This window comes from Kiloniella laminariae DSM 19542 (assembly GCF_000374005.1).
GTDB lineage: Bacteria > Pseudomonadota > Alphaproteobacteria > Kiloniellales > Kiloniellaceae > Kiloniella > Kiloniella laminariae.
This window is the reverse complement of the sequence record NZ_KB893142.1, coordinates 1-20,561: the sequence shown is the minus strand read 5'-3', so window position 1 is coordinate 20,561 and position 20,561 is coordinate 1. Positions and strand designations below refer to the sequence as shown.

The window sequence follows — 20,561 nt, the reverse complement described above, 5'->3', positions numbered from 1 at the left end:
TTACAGATGACAGAGTATCTACGTCCGCAAAAAGATCACGCAGCACTGATAACGCTATCGATCCAGAGGGATTATATTCTTCCCTCGTCACCAATTCGTGCTTCTGGTCTTTCCCGTGTGATCCCGACAATGACCAGACTGGTCCAAGGGGTTCGGGAACGCGACGTTCCTCTCTATCATTCGATCCGCCTGTATAAGCCCGATGGTTCCAATGTCGACCTCTGCCGCCGTTCCGCTGTGGAAGAGGGCCTGCGCATTTTTATGCCTGGTAGCCTGGGGGCCGAGCTGGTTGATGAAATCCAGCCGGAAGGTGAGGAAGTCCGGATTAATCCTGATATTCTTTTTGATGGGAAATTTCAGGAAATCGGCCCGGATGAATCTATTTTCTATCGCCCGCGCTGGGGGGCTTTCCACGGAACCTCCCTTGAGCAGGAATTGCGTTCACGCGGCGTTGATTCTCTGATCCTTTGTGGTTTCTCTTTTAATACGGCAACGCGAGCCACAATCTATGAAGCCAGTGCTCGTGATTTTAAGGTCGTCGTTGTTCCTGATGCGCTTTGTAATGCCAGTGAACAAGGTCTTGAAGAACTGGGAAGAATGGGTGTTTACCTCATGGAAGCTGATGAGGTTCTCTCCTGGCTCGGCACGCCAAAGCAGAATGGTAAAGAAGACAAGGCTGCTTAAACCTTCATTTATTCTTTATCTGCTTATGCAAATCCGTGTTTCATCTGAAGTTGCTTATTGTATTACATTTGCAAGTTTTTTCTTGTCGATGAAATAATCGATGGTGGTCCGCCTGAACTCAACATCTTTGTCATTCCACTCCTCGTGATAGGCAAGGAATTTCAACAGGATTTCTTCTGTGAGCAGGCGGTTGACCTTTTCAATGACCTCTTTCCCGAAGTCATCATTTTTGCAGGCGACATAGACGTTTTTATATAGATTATGTTCCTTGATTCGATAGGCAATATAGTCGTCACCCAGGTTGTTTATACGTTTTTGGGTCGTGATAGTGCTGGGATAACCCAAGGTGTAGTCTGCTCTGCCGTGCCCCAGTAATGCCAGATTTATCGTGTTTTCACTTCCATTTCGCTCCATTAAGTTCACTTTCCCGACATAGGGAGCCAGATAGGGATAGAGAACCGGATACCGGCTTTGTCTGGCCTTGTCGTTAAAGTCCAGGGGCATGATGACAAGCGTCAGGTCGTTTTGTTGGAGCAGCTCAGCCAATGATACCATCGTCCCCTGGGGGCCGATGCGCGCCTGATGCCGTTTGTGGAAGATTGCGACATGGGGCGGTGTGAAGCTGTATGGCTTCGACAGGAGCAGCTGATCAGGAAAGAAACCACCCCACAGATGGGCCGAGCAACGGTTCGGTAACAAAACCTCCCTGCTCCAGCGGGGGATATTGACGTGACGAACGCTGTGTTCATACTCCGGCAGATGTTTGATAAAAAAATCTAGAAATTTGTCAGCATACCCCTGATTTTTCCAGGGACCGGTTTGAATGAACTCGGGAGCAAGATCCCAGACGAACCAGATCAAAGGTTCTTTTTCTGACCTGCCGGGATCTGCTTCCTGGGCGTGACCGGGTAAAGCAAAAGAAACAAGGCAGAGAATAACAAAAAGAGACTGGAATGTTTTTTTTGAGTATTTTCATCACAGTCCTGAAAATGAGACAAGATCCAACCCAGTTCTGAGTTGATGTTATGACAATCTTGCCGTTCCAGGAAGTGATTATCGATTTGTAGGGCCAAAATACTGCTGCGATTACTGAACTGCATATGATTATTAAAGTCAGGTTTTGCTTTTGGGAGGTTTATAGAATACGCCTCTTGTTGTTTGAGAAATTTATCTGTTTCTAACCGGTTGGACAGACTGAGAGTACTGTGCCGAAGTTTGTAACAGTGCTTTTGCCAAGTGCCGATTTCTTTGATAGGTAATGATTGCATTATTGGGCAAAAGCAGTTTTGTCCTGATGATATCGCCCTGAAAAAAATCATCTTTGCACATAACTCACAGCGAATAGACAAAGAGCACACAGTGATCGCGATGGCAGGTGGAATATGAAAATGCTGATAGCTGTTGCGTTCGGCGGTGCTGTTGGTGCTGTTGGGCGTTATCTGGTTTATATCCTGATGGGATCACTGGTGGGGTCCCAGATCCCCTCGGGGACACTGGCTGTAAACATTGTCGGGTCCTTTGTTATGGGGCTTCTGGTTCCCTGGCTTGCAACCGATGGCTCAGTTCCTCCTGAAATCAGAGGGTTGCTGACTGTGGGGTTGCTTGGGGCTTTTACCACCTTTTCCACCTTTGCCATGGATACTTTTGTTCTGATTGAGCGTGGGGCCATGGTGTTGGCCGTGGTATATGTCTTGCTATCGGTATTTCTATCTATCACAGCCTTTGCAGGCGGGTTTTTTATGATGAGGTCTTTTCTGGCATGAGTGCAGTAACAATGGTCATGGTTGCGCCTGATGATGGTGGTGTTCGGCTCGATCGGTGGTTCAAAAAGCACTATCCGGCTTTCAGCTATATTCAGGTTGAAAAGATGCTGCGCAAGGGGCAGATCCGTATAGATGGCAAACGCGCCAAAGCGGCAACGAGGCTGGAACCCGGGCAGGAAATCAGGGTGCCGCCGATGCCTGAGCGATCGGCCGAGGATCGCCCGGCTACTAAAGCCTCAAATGAGCAGCTGATGAGCCCTGAGGAAATGCAGGCCGTGAGAGATCTTGTGATTTACAAGGATGATTCTGTCATTGCGATCAATAAACCTGCCGGATTGGCAGTTCAGGGCGGGACAGGCTTGAGCACGCACCTTGATGCGATGCTTGAAGCCCTGCGCTATGAAAAACAGGAAAAACCCCGTCTTGTTCATCGGCTTGATAAAGATACAAGTGGCGTACTTCTTCTGGCAAGAAATGCTCTGGCTGCGCGAAAGCTGACTGAGGCTTTCAAAGGGAAATCAGCTCGCAAGGTTTACTGGGCACTGGTTTCGGCTGTTCCGCCACAGAAAAAAGGCTGGATCTATCTGCCGCTTGAAAAGCAGGCAGGGGGACAGGGCGAAAAGATGGTTGTTGACTATGACAACGGCAAGGAAGCGCTTACGCTGTACAGTATGATCGACAAGGCTGGTCGCAAGGCTGCCTGGGTTGCGCTGATGCCTTTGACCGGACGTACTCACCAGTTGCGCGCTCATTGTGGCGCGCTTGAAGCCCCGATCCTCGGTGACGGGAAATATGGTGGCAAGAAGGCCTATCCTCTGGGCGAAAATATTCCAAAAGATATGATGCTGCATGCTCGTGAAATCGCGGTGCCTCACCCTGATGACGGAACAACCCTGCGTATACAGGCTGCTCTGTCTCCGCATATGGTTCAGGCCTGGAATACGCTGGGGTTCAGTCAAGCCCATGGGGAAGGGGCTACAGAGTTACTGGAAGGTTATGCAGCAGATTTGGCTCACTGTCCTCCCCGGGAACTTGGGGATTTCTTCAAGCCCAAAAAACAACGTTATTAATCGGTTCAGGCAAGGCGTCATCGGGCGCTTTGGTTAATCATTACATCTAATTATTTAGCTGGAATTTTGCACATATGAATGCTCATCGTTTCAAGTTGGTGGTGTTTGATTTTGATGGCACGCTGGTCGACAGTCAGGCGAATATCCACAGCTGTATGGCCCAGGCTTTCGTCACCAATGCTCTTCCTGCACCAACAATTGAGCAGGTAAGGCGGATTGTCGGGCTCAAGCTGGAATATGCAGTGGCTGAAATTCTGCAGCAAGACGGTGACTGGGATCTAGCCTGTGCGATCAGTGATTCTTACCGCCAGGCCTTTCTCAAGGCCCGGGAATTGCCGGATTTCCATGAGCCCGTTTTTGCGGGTGTGCACGAGATGCTGCAACGTTTAAGCGGGACAGAGGCTTTGCTGGCAGTCGCAACGGGAAAGAACCTCCGCGGTTTGCAAAAAAGCCTCGCTCATCATCAGTTCGAAGATTATTTTGTCACGCTCAAGACGGCTGATGACGGGCCAAGCAAACCCCATCCCGAAATTCTTCTTCAAGCCATGAATGAAAATGGGGTTGATCCCGCTGATACTGTCATGATCGGTGATACGACCTATGATATCGAAATGGCCCGTGCGGCAGGGGCTGCTGCGATAGGGGTATCCTGGGGATATCACCATCAGGATGAACTTCTGAAGGCCGGGGCGCATTGTATTGTCCAGTCGTGTGATGATCTGCCCGCAGCTTTTACAGATCTGCTATAGTCATAACAAACCTTCACTGGGCCACACTTCAAGGATTTTCTGTGCAATGTCTTCTTCTCTTGGCTTGAAACGCTTTTATAAAACCGCTTCGGCAGAACAACAGGGGGACGGGTATGTTGTTCTGCTGGATGGCAGAGTTGTTAAAACACCGGAACAGGAACCCTTGTTACTGCCAACGATGGGTTTGGCGAAGGCCGTTGCAGCAGAATGGGACGCCCAGGGCAAAGAAATCAAGCCGTCAGAAATGCCGATGATGACCCTGGCCTGTACGGCAGTTGATTGGGTAGGGGCAGCGCGTCCTCCCGTGGAAGAGAGCATTTCAGCCTACGCGGCTCATGATCTGGTCTGTTATTGGGATGCCAGTGATGCTGAGCTTCTCTCAAAGCAAAAAGAAGTCTGGCAACCGCTGCTGGACTGGACTGCTCTGACTTTTGACGCCCCGCTTGTAACGACAAGTGGTCTTATCAGTATAGATCAGCCAGAGGATGCCTTGCGTGCCCTGCATAATACAGTGTGCACATTTTCCAATATGGAATTGGCAGTTTTGTCCGCAATTGTCCGAACCGGGGGATCGCTGGTTATCGGGCTGGCTTTGTTAAAAGGTCATCTGAATGTTGAAAAGGCCCAGCAGGCGGTGCTTTTACACGAGATGTTCCAGATCGAACGCTGGGGAGCTGACGAAGAAGCAGAGCAACGGCATGTTAATATTTTAACAGAGTTTCGCACTGCAATGAAATTTTTGACCCTGTCACGTGACTGAATTGTTACGAGGCTCTGGCGTTGCTATAGGGTCCATGTTATCAAGGACAACCTGTTTTGTCGCAGTGCAATACTGCGCCTCAAATATAACAACACAACAACGTGGGGGCACACGTGCAGGACATCATTCAAAAGCTGGAAGCAAAGCGACAGGCTGCCAGAACTGGCGGTGGTGAGCGTCGGATAGAAGCTCAGCATGGCAAGGGCAAACTCACCGCCCGTGAGCGTATTGATATACTGTTGGACGAAGGATCCTTTGAAGAATGGGATATGTTCGTCGAACACCGCTGTATCGATTTTGGCATGGAAGGCCAGAAAGTTCCCGGTGACGGTGTCGTTACCGGACACGGTACGATCAACGGCCGACTGGTCTTTGTTTACAGCCAGGACTTCACCGTTTTTGGCGGGTCACTCTCCGCATCCCATGCGGACAAGATTTCCAAGATCATGGACAAGGCCATGGAAGTGGGCGCACCGGTTATCGGCCTCAACGATTCTGGCGGCGCACGTATCCAGGAGGGAGTAGACTCTCTTGCCGGTTATGCCGAGATCTTTCAGCGCAATGCCATGGCATCAGGTGTTGTCCCCCAGATTTCCATGATCATGGGCCCCTGTGCCGGCGGTGCGGTTTATTCCCCGGCTCTGACCGACTTTATCTTTATGGTCAAGGACAGCTCCTACATGTTCGTGACCGGCCCTGATGTGGTCAAGACTGTCACCCATGAAGAAGTGACGGCAGAAGAGCTGGGCGGTGCTGTTACCCATACCAGCAAATCCGGTGTTGCCGATCTGGCTTTTGAAAATGATGTTATCGCGCTGCTTGAACTGCGTCGCTTTATGGACTTCCTGCCTTCGTCCAACCGCGAAAAGGCACCGGCAAGACCAACCGCGGATGCTGCCGATCGCGATGAATATTCCCTCGATACGCTGATTCCGGACAATCCGAACAAACCCTATGATATGAAAGAGCTGATCATCAAGATGGTTGATGACGGGGATTTCTTTGAGATCCAGCCCGATTACGCCGGGAATATTCTGGTCGGAATGGCCCGGATCGACGGAGAAAGCGTCGGGATTGTTGCCAACCAGCCGATGGTTCTGGCGGGTTGTCTGGATATTGCTTCCTCGATCAAGGCCGCGCGCTTTGTTCGTTTCTGTGACTGTTTCAATATTCCGATTGTGACGCTGGTTGATGTGCCTGGCTTCCTTCCCGGTACGTCCCAGGAATACAACGGAATTATCAAACACGGGGCAAAGCTGCTCTACGCCTATGCGGAAGCAACTGTTCCCAAGGTAACAGTGATCACGCGCAAAGCTTATGGCGGGGCTTATGATGTGATGGCCTCCAAGCACCTGCGCGGGGATGTCAACTATGCCTGGCCGACGTCGGAGATTGCAGTCATGGGGCCGAAAGGCGCAGTGGAGATCATTTTCCGTCAGGATATCGGGGATGCGGCAAAGATCGAGGCACGGACAGAAGAATACCGTACCAAGTTCGCCAATCCTTTTGTCGCCGCTTCCCGGGGCTTTATTGACGATGTGATCATGCCGCACGGCACCAGACGTCGTGTCGCAAAGGCTTTGCGCATGTTGCAGAACAAGCAGCAGCAGAATCCGTGGAAAAAACACAACAACATGCCACTGTAATGAACTGGAAAGGGCCGTTGATGGCTGATCCGATTTTATACAGTGTCGCAATGCAGCAGGGGGCTTGATACCGTGGCCTTGTTTGAAAAGATCCTAATTGCAAACCGTGGCGAAATTGCTTGCCGCGTCATCCGTACCGCCCAGCGCATGGGCATCAAAACGGTTGCCGTTTATTCTGACGCAGATGCCTCTTCGCTCCATGTGAAAATGGCTGATGAAGCTGTTCGTATCGGACCTGCCGCATCTGCGGAAAGTTATCTGGTGATCGACAAGATCATTGCTGCCTGTAAAGAGACCGGGGCGCAAGCGGTTCATCCCGGCTTTGGTTTCCTGTCCGAAAATGCGGCCTTTGTGAAGGCGCTTGATGATGCTGGTGTGGTCTTTATCGGCCCGCCAACCAAGGCCATCGGTGCCATGGGCGACAAGATAGAATCAAAACATCTGGCCAAAAAGTCCAATGTCAGCACCGTTCCGGGCCATATGGATCTGATTAAAGATGCAGAAGAGGCCGTCCGGATTTCTTCTGATATTGGCTATCCTGTGATGATCAAGGCTTCCGCTGGTGGCGGTGGCAAGGGTATGCGTGTGGCTTATAATGATGCAGAAGCCCGTGAGGGATATCGTTCTGCCCAGAATGAAGCGCGTTCCAGCTTTGGCGACGACCGTATCTTTATCGAGAAGTTTATCGAAGAGCCCCGGCACATCGAAATTCAGGTGATCGGTGATAAACACGGCAATATCATTCATCTTGGCGAGCGGGAGTGTTCTATTCAGCGTCGTCACCAGAAGGTGATCGAAGAAGCGCCATCTCCTTTCCTTGACGAGAAAACCAGGGCGGCGATGGGATCGGAAGCTGTCGCGCTTTCTCGCGCAGTGGACTATTATTCCGCTGGTACCGTCGAATTTATTGTCGATAAGGACAAGAATTTTTACTTCCTCGAGATGAATACCCGCATTCAGGTCGAGCATCCGGTGACAGAGCTGATTACTGGCATCGATATTGTCGAATGGATGATCCGGGTTGCGGCGGGTGAGAAACTGGCCCTGACCCAGGATCAGGTCAAGCTCGAGGGCTGGGCTGTGGAGTCCCGGGTTTACGCTGAAGATCCCTTGCGCAATTTCCTGCCCTCCATTGGCCGTCTGGTGCGCTATCAGGCTCCGGAAGCTGAAGGCGATTTGAATGGTCGCCCTTTGATCAGAGTTGACAGCGGGGTTGAGGAAGGATCAGAGATCTCCATGTTCTATGATCCGATGATCGCCAAGCTGGTGACCTATGGTCCGGATCGTCTTTCCGCGATCAAAACCATGCGCACGGCGCTTGATTCCTTCTATATCAGAGGCATCAACCACAATATGGGCTTTCTTTCGACGGTGATGTCCCAGGACCGTTTTGTCGAAGGCCGCCTGACCACAAACTATATCGTCGAAGAGTTTCCAGATGGTTTCCTGGGTATCGAACTGGACAAGGACAATCTGAACCTTCTGGTGTCTGTTGCTGCTGTGCTACAAACCAACCTGTCAGAACAGGTCGCGCTTGCAGCACATATCAATGGTTATCGGGGTGTTGATATTCCGGTTGAACTGACGGTCTTTATCAATCGGGAAGGTCACCCCGTCGTCATTGATTTGCAGGATGATGGATATCTGGTTTCCGGTGATGGTTTCGAAACACTGATCCGTGGTGACTGGGCGCCTGATCAGCAGGTCTTCTTTGCCGAGGTCAATGGTGAAGAAACTGTGGTTCAGATAGATCGTCATGGGGCAAACCTATCACTGACCCTTTCCGGTGTCACAGTAGAGGCGCTGGTTATCGAAAGCCGCCTTGCCAGATACAACGAATTGATGCCGGAAAAGTTACCCCCGGATCTTTCCAAATTTTTGCTTTCTCCTATGCCGGGCCTGCTGGTTTCGGTTGCTGTCGAAGAGGGGCAGACGGTCAAGGCAGGTGAAGAACTGGCCGTGATTGAGGCCATGAAAATGGAAAACATCCTGCGGGCAGGAAAAGATCTGACCGTGGCAAAGATATCGGCATCGGCTGGTGAAAGTCTTGTTGTAGATCAGGTGATTATCGAGTTTGAATGATTCTTTACGTCATCGGATTGTTTTTTTTGAGGGCTGCATTTTTTTGCAGCCCTTTTCTGTAATGTCTTCTGTAGTATGATGGAAATCAACATCGGTCGTCTGCCTTTTAATCAGAAGGTGGACCAGAAAAAGTGGAACGAGAATGGATCAGCTGGAACTGCCCCGCGATGTCATCTGGTCAGAACGTCGCTTCTGGTTCGAAGAGCTGGAGGCAAAATACAGTGAGGCGGGTTCCCCTTCTCCGGGGGAGCAGGCCTGCGCCCTGATGATTGATTTGCAGGCAGTTTTCTGTACAGGCGCCTGGGCGGCAACGGTTATTTTGGCTTCGTCCATTATACAGGCCCAGATCAAGGAATGTGGTGGCCATCTTGACTGGATTGAGCCGGATGATCTTTCCTGGATCAACAAACTGCGCAACCGTCTGGTTCATGGGGACAAGCGCAAACCGGGGCTGACCATCCAGGATCAATGGCTGAAACGGCCGGAGTGGGAAGCCTATGCCCGAAAATCGGTTGAAGTAACCTTCAGAGCGCTATATCGATAGGCTGCTTAGACATAATCGACGTGAAGTAAATTGGCAGGTAGCGAGGAAAAATGGCAGACAAACAGATCCGGGTTGTCGTTACTGGTCGCGTACAGGGGGTATGGTTCCGGCGCTGGACAGTTGATAAGGCAAGAGAATTGGGTCTGTCAGGATGGGTCCGGAATCTGGCAAGTGGTCAGGTCGAGGCCATATTCAAGGGGCCGGAAAAGAAGGTAGTCCAAATGCTTGAAGCTTGCCAGGAGGGGCCGGATTTGGCCGAGGTTACCCTGCTGGAGCAGTTTTCAGATAGCTCTTCTCTTTCTCCTGAGGGGATTTTTGTTCAGCTTGCGGATAAATAACTGCCTTCCAGGGACAGATCAGGCCTTCGTTAAAGAGTATTTCATCTTTTTTGATTATTAAGGAATGTATAGCTCGTATATTAGTCCACGTGTGTAACCGCCCGGTAAAGGGGGAGGGGCGTTTCCTGAAACGGTAACAGGATAATATGCTATGTTTTCCAACACGAATATCCACAGCTTTATCTGGAAACTGGTTTTACCCGTCCCCATTTTCCTCGTTATTGGCCTTGGTCTGTTATGGTTTTTTGTTCCTCAGTCAATCCAGAATAATATTGTTGTTTCTACTCAGGAATCTGCAATTCAGACGGCCCGGCAATTCAAAACAGTTCGCGGGTATTACACCAACAAGGTCATCAAAAAGATTGTTGAGGACGGAAGCCTTACTCCGACTTCCAACCACGAAGCTGAAGAAGATGGAGTTCCGCTGCCTGCTACCTTTATTCACGATGTCAGTGCTTTGTTATCCAAAGAAAAAATATCGATGAATCTCTATAGCGGTTTCCCCTTTCCCAACAGGAGTGATCGTAAACTGGACGATTTCCAGAAGGAAGCCTGGGCATTTTTGAGTAGCAATCCTGAAGGTGTTTTTACGCGCCAGGTAAATCTGGGGGAGCGCAGTTACATGCGTGTGGCAAGCGCTGATCTGATGATTGCTGACGCCTGTGTTGATTGTCACAATTCACGTGCGGATTCTCCCAAAACAGACTGGAAACTGGGAGATGTAAGAGGTGTTCTGGAAGTATCAACCGATATTACGGATCAACTGGCTGCTGGACAGGGGTGAGCAGGAACATCATGATTTCTCTCCTGATCGCCGGGATTATGTTGACCGCGATTACCTTCTTCTTCTCGTTGCGGGTTTCTCAGCCACTGGGGCGTATCCTTGGTTCAATCACCAGGCTTTCAAAAGATGATCCTTCAGTGGAAGTTCCTGAAACCGGTCGCAAAGATGAAATTGGGTCGATCGCGCGTGCGGTCGAAATTTTTAAACAGCATCGTGTTGAAATGGAAACGATGCGCAAGGAGCGGAAAGAAAAAGATCAGCAGGTTGCAGAAGATCGGCAACGGGTTAAAGAGTCTTTGGCTGCGGAATTCCGTAACACCGTTCTGTCTATAGTTGATCACATGGCTGTTTCCGCAGAGAAATTCAAAATTTCTTCTGAGCAGGTATCAGATTCCATGGGGCTGACAAACAATATTGTTTCATCTGTTTCCTCGACGACAGACAAGTTGTCGAAGAACATGACAGATGCCAATCAGGCGACCAGTACAATGGCAGATTCCATCCGGGTGATCTCAGAAAAGATGGCGCAAACGAGTGCTGTCGCTGAAGAGGCTGTTCAGCAGGCAGAACAATCGAACAGCAAGGTGACAAGTCTGGTGTCTGCAGCGGATCGAATAGGCGAGGTTATCCGTTTGATCTCTGATATTGCAGAACAAACCAACTTGCTTGCGCTTAATGCAACTATTGAAGCTGCAAGGGCCGGGGATGCTGGCAAAGGTTTTGCGGTGGTGGCAAGTGAGGTTAAATCCCTTGCCTCTCAAACGGCAAAAGCAACTGAAGATATCAGTGATCAGGTAGCGCATATCCAGTCCGCAACCAATGAAGCAGCTGAAGCCATTGCCGCAATTGGAAAAACAATCACTTCCGTGAATGAAATTACTGGTGGTGTCACTCATTCAATGCGTGAACAAGGTGATGCAGCAACAACGATGTCTTCAATAATCGGGGATGCGTCGCGACGTACAGGCGATGTTGCCGGCAATGTGGAGCAGATCACTCAATCGACAGACAGTAGTAAATCAGCCTGTGATCAATTGCGCGATTCCTCGCGGGACCTTTCCCAGACAGTTGAATCCTTGAAAAAGGAAATTGGGAATTTCCTTGAGAAGATAACAGCGGCCTGATGTTTATATTTAGCAACCGCTTGAAGTATGTGCTTCCACTCATACTTCAAGCCGGATTGTAGGTTGGAAAGAGATTTTGCTTATTCTGATTCTGAGGAGGGAGAGAATACCTCGTAAAAGGCCTCTTTCAGGGCAACATCGAGATCTTCCATGGAGATACAAAGTCCCAGATCGACCAGTGACGTTACGCCATGTTCGTCGATGCCACAGGGGACGATGCCCTGAAAATGCGACAGATCCGGGTCAAGATTGATCGAGATACCGTGGAAGGAGATCCACTTGCGAACTCGAACGCCAATGGCAGCGATCTTGTCTTCCCGTCCATTACCGCGATCAATCCATATTCCCACGCGCCCTTCGCGGCGCTCCCCGCGAATGTTGAACTTGGCCAGAGTCCGGATAACCCATTCTTCCAGATTGAAAACGAACTTTCTGACATCCTTGTTGTAGAGGTTGAGGTTAAGCATCACGTAGGCGACGCGCTGTCCTGGGCCATGATAGGTATATTGCCCACCTCGTCCGGCATCAAAAACCGGGAAGCGATTGGGATCGAGCAAATCACTGGAATCGGCAGATGTTCCCGCGGTGTAGAGTGAAGGATGTTCTAGCAACCAGACAGTCTGGGGCGCTGATTGGGTAAAGATTTCCCCAACGCGTTGATCCATAAAATCAAGGGCATCAGGGTAATCGACAGGCTTTTCCGAATTTCTCCATTCGATTCCCTGATCCCCTTTTATAATCACCTGTGAATTTTTCAAGATTTTGCTCATCCTGTCTATGGCAGCGGGGCAGTTGTTATGTTTTAATCACGACAGGGTGTCGCGCTTCGGCGCCACTCTGTCAAGACCATCACAGGCAAGCACGCTGCTTCCCCGGCAGTCTGACGAATAAATATCGAAAATACACAGGGTACCGCCAGCCCCAAGGAGCAAAAAAGTTTATGACGCAAGACCTGCGCGATGCCGCACTGTTTTACCACCGTTATCCCACTCCAGGAAAATTGGAAATTTCGGCAACCAAACCTCTCGGTAACCAGCGGGATCTGGCTTTGGCCTATTCGCCGGGTGTTGCTGCGGCCTGTGAAGTGATCGTTGAAGACCCTGCAGAGGCCTCGACTGTCACTGCAAGGGGAAATCTTGTCGGGGTTATCACCAACGGTACAGCTGTACTGGGGCTGGGGCCTATTGGCCCGCTGGCGGCGAAGCCGGTGATGGAGGGCAAGGCGGTCTTGTTCAAGAAATTCGCCGGGATCGATGTTTTTGATATCGAAATCGATGAAAGGGATCCTGACCGTCTGATTAATGTTATTGCGGCGCTGGAACCGACCTTTGGCGGAATCAATCTGGAAGACATCAAGGCACCGGAGTGCTTCATCGTTGAAGATGCGCTGCGCAAGAAGATGAACATTCCAGTGTTCCACGACGATCAGCATGGCACCGCGATTATTGTTGCTGCTGCGATCTATAATGCCCTGCGTCTGGTCAACAAGGACATGAAGCAGGTCAAGGTAGTGGCTTCCGGTGCTGGCGCTGCTGCCCTTGCATGTCTTAATCTTCTTGTTTCACTTGGATTTGATCGCAGTAATATCTGGGTTACGGATATTGAAGGTGTCGTCTACAAAGGGCGTGAAAAGCTGATGGACCCTTGGAAGTCGGTGTTCTCCCAGGAAACGGACGCCCGAACGCTGGGGGATGTGATCGGAGGCGCTGATATTTTCCTTGGTTTGTCAGCGCCCGGTGTGCTCAAGCCGGACTATGTCAGATCAATGGCTGCCAACCCGATTATTATGGCCTTGGCCAACCCGACGCCGGAAATCATGCCTGAAGAGGTCAAGGCCATCCGCGATGATGCCATTATGGCGACCGGGAGATCGGATTACCCTAACCAGGTCAATAACGTTCTCTGTTTCCCTTATATTTTCAGAGGGGCGCTGGATGTTGGGGCAACGGCCATCAACGAAGAGATGAAAGTGGCCTGTGTCAAAGCGATCGCTGATCTGGCGATGGAGGAACAGGACGAGATTGTTATCAAGGCCATGGGCGGGGAAGCAAAGAATTTTGGTCCGGAATACATTATTCCAAGTCCCTTTGATCCACGCCTGATCTCGATCATTGCCCCGGCAGTAGCCAAGGCAGCTATGGAAACGGGGGTTGCCAGTCGTCCGCTGGACAACCTGGATGCCTACCGCGAAAAACTGAGCCGTTTTGTCTATCGTTCCGGTCTGGTGATGAAGCCGATTTTCGAGCGGGCAAAAAATGATCCCAAGCGTGTGATCTATGCTGAAGGCGAGGACGAAAGAGTTCTTCGGGCGGTTCAGGTTGCTCTGGATGAAAAATTGGCTATTCCGATTGTTGTTGGGCGGCCGGACGTGGTTCAGATGCGGCTTGACCGCGTCGGGATCAAATTGACGGTGGGCAAGGATTTCGAGATCATCAATCCGAACGATGACCCCCGCTTTAATGATTACTGGACCACCTATCACCAGCGCATGGAACGCAAGGGAATTTCCCCGGAAAACGCCAAGGTTATTGTCAGAACCCGCAACACTGTCATTGCGGCGCTGGCGGTTTACCTCGGAGATGCTGACGCCATGATCTGCGGTGTAACCGGCAGTTATCATCGTCACCTTAACCACATCCGTGGAGTGATCGGTTTGCAGGAAGGCGTGAGCGATCTTTCCTCGCTAAACCTTCTGCTGATGCAGCGCGGTACATATTTTATGGCCGACACTTATGTTACCGAGAATCCGACATCGGAACAAATAGCTGAAACGACCATTTTGGCAGCAAAACATGTAAGCCGTTTCGGAATAGAACCGCGAGTGGCCCTGTTGTCTCATTCCAATTTTGGCAGCTCAAACAGCGAATCCGCCTGCAAGGTACGCAGGGCACTTTCCCTGATCGCCGAACGGGCACCTGATCTTGAGGTGGATGGGGAAATGCATGCCGATGCGGCTCTGGATGTTGAACTCAGGCAGCGGGTTTTCCCGAATTCCAACTTGACCGGCCCTGCTAATCTCTTGATTTTTCCGACACTAGATGCAGCAAACATTGCCTTTAACCTGCTCAAAACAGTCGAAGACGGTCTGCCTGTTGGCCCGATCCTGGTGGGAACAGCCCAGCCTGCCCATATTCTTACTGCCTCGGTAACGGGCAGGGGGGTTGTGAACATGACCGCGATTGCGGTAGTTGATGCTCAGAACAGAGAAAGGCGCAAAGTCAAATAGACGCCTTGGAGTCTTCGCCTGCGCATCATGCAAGCGGTGGGTGAGATAACGGGAATACAAGGGGGGTAGCAGGTGAGCGAAGATCTGAAAGACGAGAAGCAAACCCCCAATTCCCCCGACGAAGAGGGTTACGGCTTTTCAGCGGATTTGTTTCACGCTGTTGAGGATGCCCTCGAAGAAAGCCGTGTTGCCGAAGTTGAGGATCTGGTTGAAGGTCTTCATGAGGCCGACACGGCTGATCTTCTGGAAAGTCTTGGCCGCGAAGAACGCCAACTGCTCATGGAAATCATGGGTGCCGGATTTGATCCGGAAATTCTTCCCTATCTAGATGAAACCGTTCGGGAAGAAATTGTCGAATGGTTGGGCCCGGCAGGTTTTGCCAAGCTGGTTCAGGCACTTGATAGTGATGATGCGGTCGAGCTTGTTCAGGAGCTCGACGAAGACATGCGGATCCATATTCTTGCCGCTCTGCCGCAGGCCTATCGCCGGGTAATCGAGGAAAGCCTCAGTTATCCCGAAGATTCCGCCGGTCGTTTGATGCAACGTGAAATTGTTGCGGTACCCTCGGTCTGGACCGTCGGGGAGACCATAGATTACATGCGGGTGACGGACAGTTTGCCCGATGATTTTTACGACATCTATATTGTTGATCCCCGTCACCATCCCGTTGGATTTATTCCTGCCAGCCGGATGATGCGTTCTGTTCGTTCGGTTCGCCTTGACCGGATCATGGAAGAGGACATGCGGGTGATTCCTCTCGATCTGGATCAGGAAGATGTCGCGCACATGTTCCGGCAATATGATCTGATCTCGGCCCCGGTGGTGGAAAAAAGCGGACGTCTTGTTGGGGTGATTACGATTGATGACGTGGTTGACGTGATCGATGAAGAGGCCGGTGATGACCTTATGAAAATGGGGGGGGTGAACGAGGCTGATTTTTATGATGATGTTGCTGACACCACAAAATCCCGCTTTACCTGGCTCGCGGTAAATCTGGTCACAGCTGTGATGGCCTCAGCTGTAATCGGTTTGTTTGATGCCACGATTGAAAAGGTTGTGGCCCTTGCTGTGCTTATGCCGATTGTGGCTTCGATGGGTGGGAATGCAGGAACCCAGACGCTGACAGTTGCTGTGCGTTCACTTGCCATGAAAAACCTGTCCGAGATCAATGCATCCCGCTTTATCAGTAAGGAACTGATTATCGGCTTTATTAATGGTGGGCTTTTTGCACTCCTGACGGGCTCTGTTGCTTGGTTTTGGTTTGGGCAACCGGATCTGGCGCTGGTTATTGCCGCGGCCATGATTATCAATATGGTTGTAGCTGGACTCTGTGGGGCTCTTATTCCGCTGGGGCTGGAACATTTTAAAATTGATCCGGCTGTTGCTTCGTCGGTTTTTCTGACCACCGTGACCGATATTATCGGATTTTTTGCTTTTCTCGGTCTGGCGACATTTTTTCTTCTCTGAAGTCCTGTTTGTCTTATTCTTGTCCAGGCAGAGATGTTTTATTGCGTAAGGTAAGAGCAAAAACCGACAGGATAACAAGCTGCTAATTGTTCGCTTTTTGGGTTCTCTTCCCGGGGGAGTTTCTTTATTTCTTTGTTTTACCCGTCGAAATAACAACTTCAGGATAAAATGAAAAATGAGATTTCCCTGAACAAGATTCTGCCTTTGTTGACTGATTCGGCGAAAGGCGTAAGGTGCGCCTGTAGGGCTTTCTTGCCTTGAAAGATTAACTGTTATGGAGTGGCTGCGTGCCAACTGTCTTGATCACAGGTGCCAACAAGGGCATCGGCCTCGCTTTCGCCAAATCTTTTGCCGTTGATGGATGGAAAGTTCATGCCTGCTGTCGTCAACCCGACAAGGCTGTTGATCTGAAAAGCATTGAGGGCAATGTTGCCTTGCACAAGCTCGAGGTGACGGATGGTTTGCGGCTGGCCGGCCTGGCGCGCGAGATCGTCGACGAACCCATCGACATCCTGATCAATAATGCCGGCTACTTTGGGCCGCGCCTGCCTTTTGGCGAAACCGATTACGATGACTGGGCCTACACCTTTCTTGTCAATTCCATGGGGCCCTTGCGCATGGCCGAACATTTTGTCGAACATGTCGCCAGAAGTGAGCGGCGTCTGATTGTGAATATCTCAAGCAAGATGGGCTCGCTGGCTGCCAATGAAAGTGGTGGTGGCTATGTCTATCGCTCTTCCAAGGCCGCCCTGAACATGGTGAGCAAAAGCCTTGCCATTGATCTTCAGGAGAAGGGCGTCTCTGTTATCACTGTTCATCCCGGGCATGTTCAGACCGATATGGGCGGTGAGGATGCACCGGTAAGTATTTCAAAGTCTGTATCCGGTCTGCGCAAGGTTATCGCCAATGTGACCGAGGCAGATACAGGCAAGTTTTATAATTATGATGGAAGCATTATTCCCTGGTAGAAAGGATGTCCTATGTCTGTATTGCTGAGTGAAGAGCATATTCTCATTCGTGAAACTGCGCGCGATTTTTCCCGCGAACAGCTGGCCCCTTTTGCCGCCGAATGGGATAAAAAATCTCTCTTCCCAAAAGATGCCATCTCGGCCATGGGCGAACTTGGTTTTATGGGCATGCTTGTGCCGCCAGAACTGGGAGGCGCAGGGACGGATCATGTCTCTTATGTCCTGGCGCTGATCGAGATTGCAGCAGGGGATGGCTCCTGCTCCACGGTCATGTCGGTTCAGAACTCGCTGGTTTGTGCTCCGATCCAGAATTATGGCAATGAAGAGCAAAAAAAACGCTATCTCGAACCACTGGCCCGCGGCGAAATGCTCGGCTGTTTTGGCCTTACTGAACCGGGGGCCGGTTCTGATGCGGCAGCGCTAATGACCAAAGCCCGTCGCGAGGAAAATGGCTATGTTCTATCCGGCAGCAAGCAGTTTATCTCGACCGGCAGCAATGCGGATCTCGCCGTTGTTTTTGCTGTAACTGATCCGGCAGCGGGCAAAAAGGGGATTTCAGCTTTTCTGGTCCCGACAGATACAGCAGGTTTTTCCTGTGCCAAGATTGAGGAAAAACTCGGTCAGCACGCTTCGGATACAGCTCACCTGGTTTTTGAAGACTGTCACATCCCGCTTGAAAACCGTCTCGGCGAAGAGGGGGAGGGCTATAAAATTGCCTTATCCAACCTTGAGGGCGGGCGTCTGGGGATCGCTTCCCAGTCGATTGGCATGGCAAGGACGGCCTATCAAGCTGCCCGGCGCTATGCAAAAGAACGCAAGACCTTTGGCAAGGCCATTGCAGAACATCAGGCTGTTGCCTTCCGTCTGGCAGATATGGCAACCCGTCTGCAGGCGGCAGAATTGATGGTTCTCGAAGCTGCCCGCCTGCGTGATGCTGGCCTTCCTTGTTTGAAAGAAGCTTCCATGGCCAAACTTTTTGCCTCGGAAATGGCAGAACAGGTTTGTTCCGATGCGATTCAGATCCATGGGGGTTATGGATATCTGCGCGACTATGAAGTCGAGCGGATCTACCGTGATGTCCGTGTTTGTCAGATCTATGAGGGCACATCGGATATACAGCGTTTGATTATCAGCCGACAAATTTTGCAGGAAGATGAAGGTTAAGCTGCAATGGATCGGCGGATAGATTTTTATTTTGATTTTTCCAGCCCCTACGCCTATTTCGCGGCACTGGAAATCAATGGGCTGGGAAAAAAGCATGATTGCCCTGTCCATTGGCATCCTGTTCTGCTCGGCGCTATTTTTAAGACGACTGGCGCAAAACCCTTGCTCCAGATGCCTCTGAAGGGGGCCTATGCCCAGCATGACCTGGAACGGACAGCCCGGATGAAGGGGCTGCCGTTTTGTTTGCCTGCTTCGGTTCCCTTTGTGTCCCTTGCCGCAAGCCGGTTGTACTACTGGATCACAGATGAGCGGGACGCCGCACTGGCCCAGAGCTTTGCCCGCAATGTTTTCAAGGCGGGATATCAAATGGGTATGGATATCTCTGCACCTGGGGTCATCAGTGATATCGCTGTTGCTCTTGGCTTGTCGCGTGAACAGGTGGAAGAGGCACTTGTCAGCCCTGTGGTTAAGGCAACATTGCGGGCGGAAGTGACCGCAGCCGAAGAGCAGGGGGTCTTTGGCAGTCCCTTCTTTCTGATCGAAGGAGAGGCTTTCTGGGGATATGACCGCATGCCTGTGCTGGATAGCTGGCTTTCGCGGGGTGGTTGGTAGGTTTCACTAGCCTCGCCGGGACACTGTTGGCAAAGGCTCTCCTGCGTGATTAAGATTAATCCTTCACATAAGGCAAAGTATCTCAGGCTGTTTCCTGTTTTAGGTCGCTTCTCTTTGGGGGGGCATGATCAGGATCTTTTTCTGGAAATCGGAAGTGACAGAAATCCGGACGTAACAGAAATCCGGACGTAACAGAAATAAGGACAAATTGAGGGGCGCGTGGGGATTCGAAGTTAAAGCTCGTCTACCTTTATTTTCCCAGTTCAATAATTTCTTTCAAAGAAAACGGGATTTTGGCGATTTGGCTGATTTCCTCTTCACTTCTATCCAGAGCCAACCCGGATATCCCTGCAACTTGCTATCGCAACGGCTGCGATTCTGTTTCTGGCATATTCCGGGAGAACCGGTATGCAATGACGCTTTGTGTTTGGATGTCCTCTGTGCTTCATGCGTTTTTCAGGAGTCGTTGTCTCTCCAAGGAACAAGAGGTATTAGTTTCTGAGCGATAATTTTTTAGTTGTTCCCGAGTAAAGCGTCTATGCCCCTAAATTTGATCAAGCTCTCCGTTGGTACAGAAACCCCGGAAACCCTGGAAATTTTTCAGGCACAAAGAAAGCGGGATTACGGTGTGATCTTTCATCAAACCCGCATGTTTCCCAAACGCCGGGATGAGATTATCGCGGGAGGATCTATCTACTGGGTGATCAAGGGACAGATTCGGGCCCGTCAGCTGGTGACAGATATTATCCGGGTCGAAGATCAGGATGGACGCGCCATGACCCGCTTTATTCTCGATTCCAAACTGGTCCTGGTTCATAACAGACGCCACAGGGCGTTTCAGGGGTGGCGCTATTTCCGGGAAGAGGATGTGCCGCCTGATTTTGGCGAAATCGATTCTCTTGAACATGATTTGCCTGAAGATATGGCGCTGGAGCTAGAGAAACTGGGGCTTCTATAGGAGAAAAACTTCTGTTTGGGGCGTGTGCTTAAGGGCCTTGAGCAAAAAAAATCAACTTTATTGGTTTTTTGTGTTTACAAGGTCCGGATAGGTCCTTATAACCCGGCTTCACCAGCGAGGAGCTACGGCGAAACACTGGCGGGTCACAAGGAAAGCAAGAGAGTTCTTGCACTTCGAAATGACCGACCTTATACTGGTCAACCCAGGCGACCTGAACACAGGAAGCCATTTCCGGGAAGATCTTTAATATAAGAAATACCTTGACGGAAGGTTCCTCCGGGTTCTATATCGTCGTGCTCTTGGGGGCTTTGGTTGCCGGGAGATGTTTGGTTGTTTGACATTGTAGATATGAAATTGGAAAGGATGCGTGGACGGCGGTTTGTTGTTTTGGCAACGAGCTGTCTAAGTTCATGTAATCTTATCTTATTAAGTTACACAAAACCTAGTCAGTAATATTTGAGTTCTGTTTTAAGACAGAAGTCAGGTCAACTTGAGAGTTTGATCCTGGCTCAGAACGAACGCTGGCGGCAGGCTTAACACATGCAAGTCGAACGAGAATGTTCTTTCGGGAACAGGACAGTGGCGCACGGGTGAGTAACGCGTGGGAATCTACCATGGAGTG

19 protein-coding genes and 1 rRNA gene are annotated in these 20,561 nt (G+C 50.6%); 18 read left to right on the top strand and 2 right to left on the bottom strand.

Annotation, left to right across the window (positions count from 1 at the left end; all coding sequences use genetic code 11):
• The first annotated feature begins 6 nt into the window (after positions 1 to 6).
• Positions 7 to 684 (top strand): cysteine hydrolase family protein, encoded by a 678-nt coding sequence (locus B152_RS23260; protein WP_020592316.1) that lies wholly within the window; start codon positions 7 to 9, stop codon positions 682 to 684.
• Positions 685 to 738: 54 nt separating this feature from the next.
• Here the strand turns inward: B152_RS23260 and B152_RS0110190 are convergent, their stop codons facing one another.
• Positions 739 to 1,545, bottom strand: coding sequence for a hypothetical protein (locus B152_RS0110190; RefSeq protein WP_020592315.1), 807 nt, complete (start codon positions 1,543 to 1,545; stop codon positions 739 to 741).
• Positions 1,546 to 2,066: 521 nt separating this feature from the next.
• Between B152_RS0110190 and crcB the strand changes: the two genes are divergently transcribed.
• From crcB to B152_RS23255, 10 genes are all read left to right on the top strand, one after another.
• Complete coding sequence (gene crcB / locus B152_RS0110180; RefSeq protein WP_020592313.1) at positions 2,067 to 2,447, top strand: fluoride efflux transporter CrcB; 381 nt, start codon at positions 2,067 to 2,069, stop codon at positions 2,445 to 2,447.
• Positions 2,444 to 3,517 (top strand): RluA family pseudouridine synthase, encoded by a 1,074-nt coding sequence (locus B152_RS0110175; RefSeq protein ID WP_020592312.1) that lies wholly within the window; start codon positions 2,444 to 2,446, stop codon positions 3,515 to 3,517. The genes crcB and B152_RS0110175 overlap by 4 nt, the downstream gene beginning before the upstream one ends.
• A 74-nt stretch (positions 3,518 to 3,591) precedes the next feature.
• On the top strand, positions 3,592 to 4,266 hold the full coding sequence (locus B152_RS0110170; protein ID WP_020592311.1) for an HAD-IA family hydrolase: 675 nt from the start codon (positions 3,592 to 3,594) through the stop codon (positions 4,264 to 4,266).
• Between the two features lie 46 nt (positions 4,267 to 4,312).
• Entirely contained in the window at positions 4,313 to 5,026 is a 714-nt protein-coding gene (locus B152_RS0110165; RefSeq protein WP_020592310.1) for an ATP12 family chaperone protein, read from the top strand.
• A 113-nt stretch (positions 5,027 to 5,139) separates the two neighbouring features.
• Positions 5,140 to 6,672 carry an acyl-CoA carboxylase subunit beta gene (locus B152_RS0110160; protein ID WP_020592309.1) on the top strand — a complete coding sequence of 511 codons (1,533 nt, stop codon included), beginning with the start codon at positions 5,140 to 5,142 and terminating at the stop codon, positions 6,670 to 6,672.
• Between the two features lie 78 nt (positions 6,673 to 6,750).
• A complete protein-coding gene (locus tag B152_RS0110155; RefSeq protein WP_026261449.1) occupies positions 6,751 to 8,754 on the top strand; it encodes an acetyl-CoA carboxylase biotin carboxylase subunit in 2,004 nt (667 codons plus the stop codon).
• Between the two features lie 142 nt (positions 8,755 to 8,896).
• Positions 8,897 to 9,298: a hypothetical protein gene (locus B152_RS0110150; protein WP_020592307.1), complete on the top strand. Its 402-nt coding sequence runs from the start codon at positions 8,897 to 8,899 to the stop codon at positions 9,296 to 9,298.
• Positions 9,299 to 9,348: 50 nt separating this feature from the next.
• A complete protein-coding gene (locus B152_RS0110145) occupies positions 9,349 to 9,636 on the top strand; it encodes an acylphosphatase (RefSeq protein WP_020592306.1) in 288 nt (95 codons plus the stop codon).
• Between the two features lie 151 nt (positions 9,637 to 9,787).
• A complete protein-coding gene (locus B152_RS0110140) occupies positions 9,788 to 10,420 on the top strand; it encodes a c-type heme family protein (protein WP_020592305.1) in 633 nt (210 codons plus the stop codon).
• 11 nt (positions 10,421 to 10,431) lie between these two features.
• The gene (locus tag B152_RS23255) at positions 10,432 to 11,544 is read left to right on the top strand and encodes a methyl-accepting chemotaxis protein (RefSeq protein ID WP_020592304.1); all 1,113 of its coding nucleotides are present in this window, start codon (positions 10,432 to 10,434) and stop codon (positions 11,542 to 11,544) included.
• 80 nt (positions 11,545 to 11,624) lie between these two features.
• Here the strand turns inward: B152_RS23255 and lipB are convergent, their stop codons facing one another.
• Positions 11,625 to 12,314, bottom strand: coding sequence for a lipoyl(octanoyl) transferase LipB (gene lipB / locus B152_RS0110130; protein WP_083921862.1), 690 nt, complete (start codon positions 12,312 to 12,314; stop codon positions 11,625 to 11,627).
• 170 nt (positions 12,315 to 12,484) lie between these two features.
• On the opposite strand from lipB, the gene B152_RS0110125 reads away from it, so the two are divergent.
• The 7 genes from B152_RS0110125 to B152_RS0110090 form a co-directional block, all read left to right on the top strand.
• Complete coding sequence (locus tag B152_RS0110125; RefSeq protein ID WP_020592302.1) at positions 12,485 to 14,770, top strand: NADP-dependent malic enzyme; 2,286 nt, start codon at positions 12,485 to 12,487, stop codon at positions 14,768 to 14,770.
• Positions 14,771 to 14,842: 72 nt separating this feature from the next.
• The gene (gene mgtE / locus B152_RS24765) at positions 14,843 to 16,237 is read left to right on the top strand and encodes a magnesium transporter (protein WP_020592301.1); all 1,395 of its coding nucleotides are present in this window, start codon (positions 14,843 to 14,845) and stop codon (positions 16,235 to 16,237) included.
• A 287-nt stretch (positions 16,238 to 16,524) separates the two neighbouring features.
• Complete coding sequence (locus B152_RS0110115) at positions 16,525 to 17,205, top strand: SDR family oxidoreductase (protein ID WP_020592300.1); 681 nt, start codon at positions 16,525 to 16,527, stop codon at positions 17,203 to 17,205.
• 12 nt (positions 17,206 to 17,217) lie between these two features.
• Positions 17,218 to 18,369: an acyl-CoA dehydrogenase family protein gene (locus tag B152_RS0110110; protein ID WP_020592299.1), complete on the top strand. Its 1,152-nt coding sequence runs from the start codon at positions 17,218 to 17,220 to the stop codon at positions 18,367 to 18,369.
• A gap of 6 nt (positions 18,370 to 18,375) precedes the next feature.
• Positions 18,376 to 18,981, top strand: a complete 606-nt coding sequence (locus B152_RS0110105; protein WP_020592298.1) for a 2-hydroxychromene-2-carboxylate isomerase — start codon at positions 18,376 to 18,378, stop codon at positions 18,979 to 18,981.
• A 538-nt stretch (positions 18,982 to 19,519) separates the two neighbouring features.
• Complete coding sequence (locus tag B152_RS0110095; protein ID WP_020592297.1) at positions 19,520 to 19,939, top strand: DUF1489 family protein; 420 nt, start codon at positions 19,520 to 19,522, stop codon at positions 19,937 to 19,939.
• Between the two features lie 486 nt (positions 19,940 to 20,425).
• Positions 20,426 to 20,561, top strand: a 16S ribosomal RNA gene (locus B152_RS0110090); the annotation flags it as partial.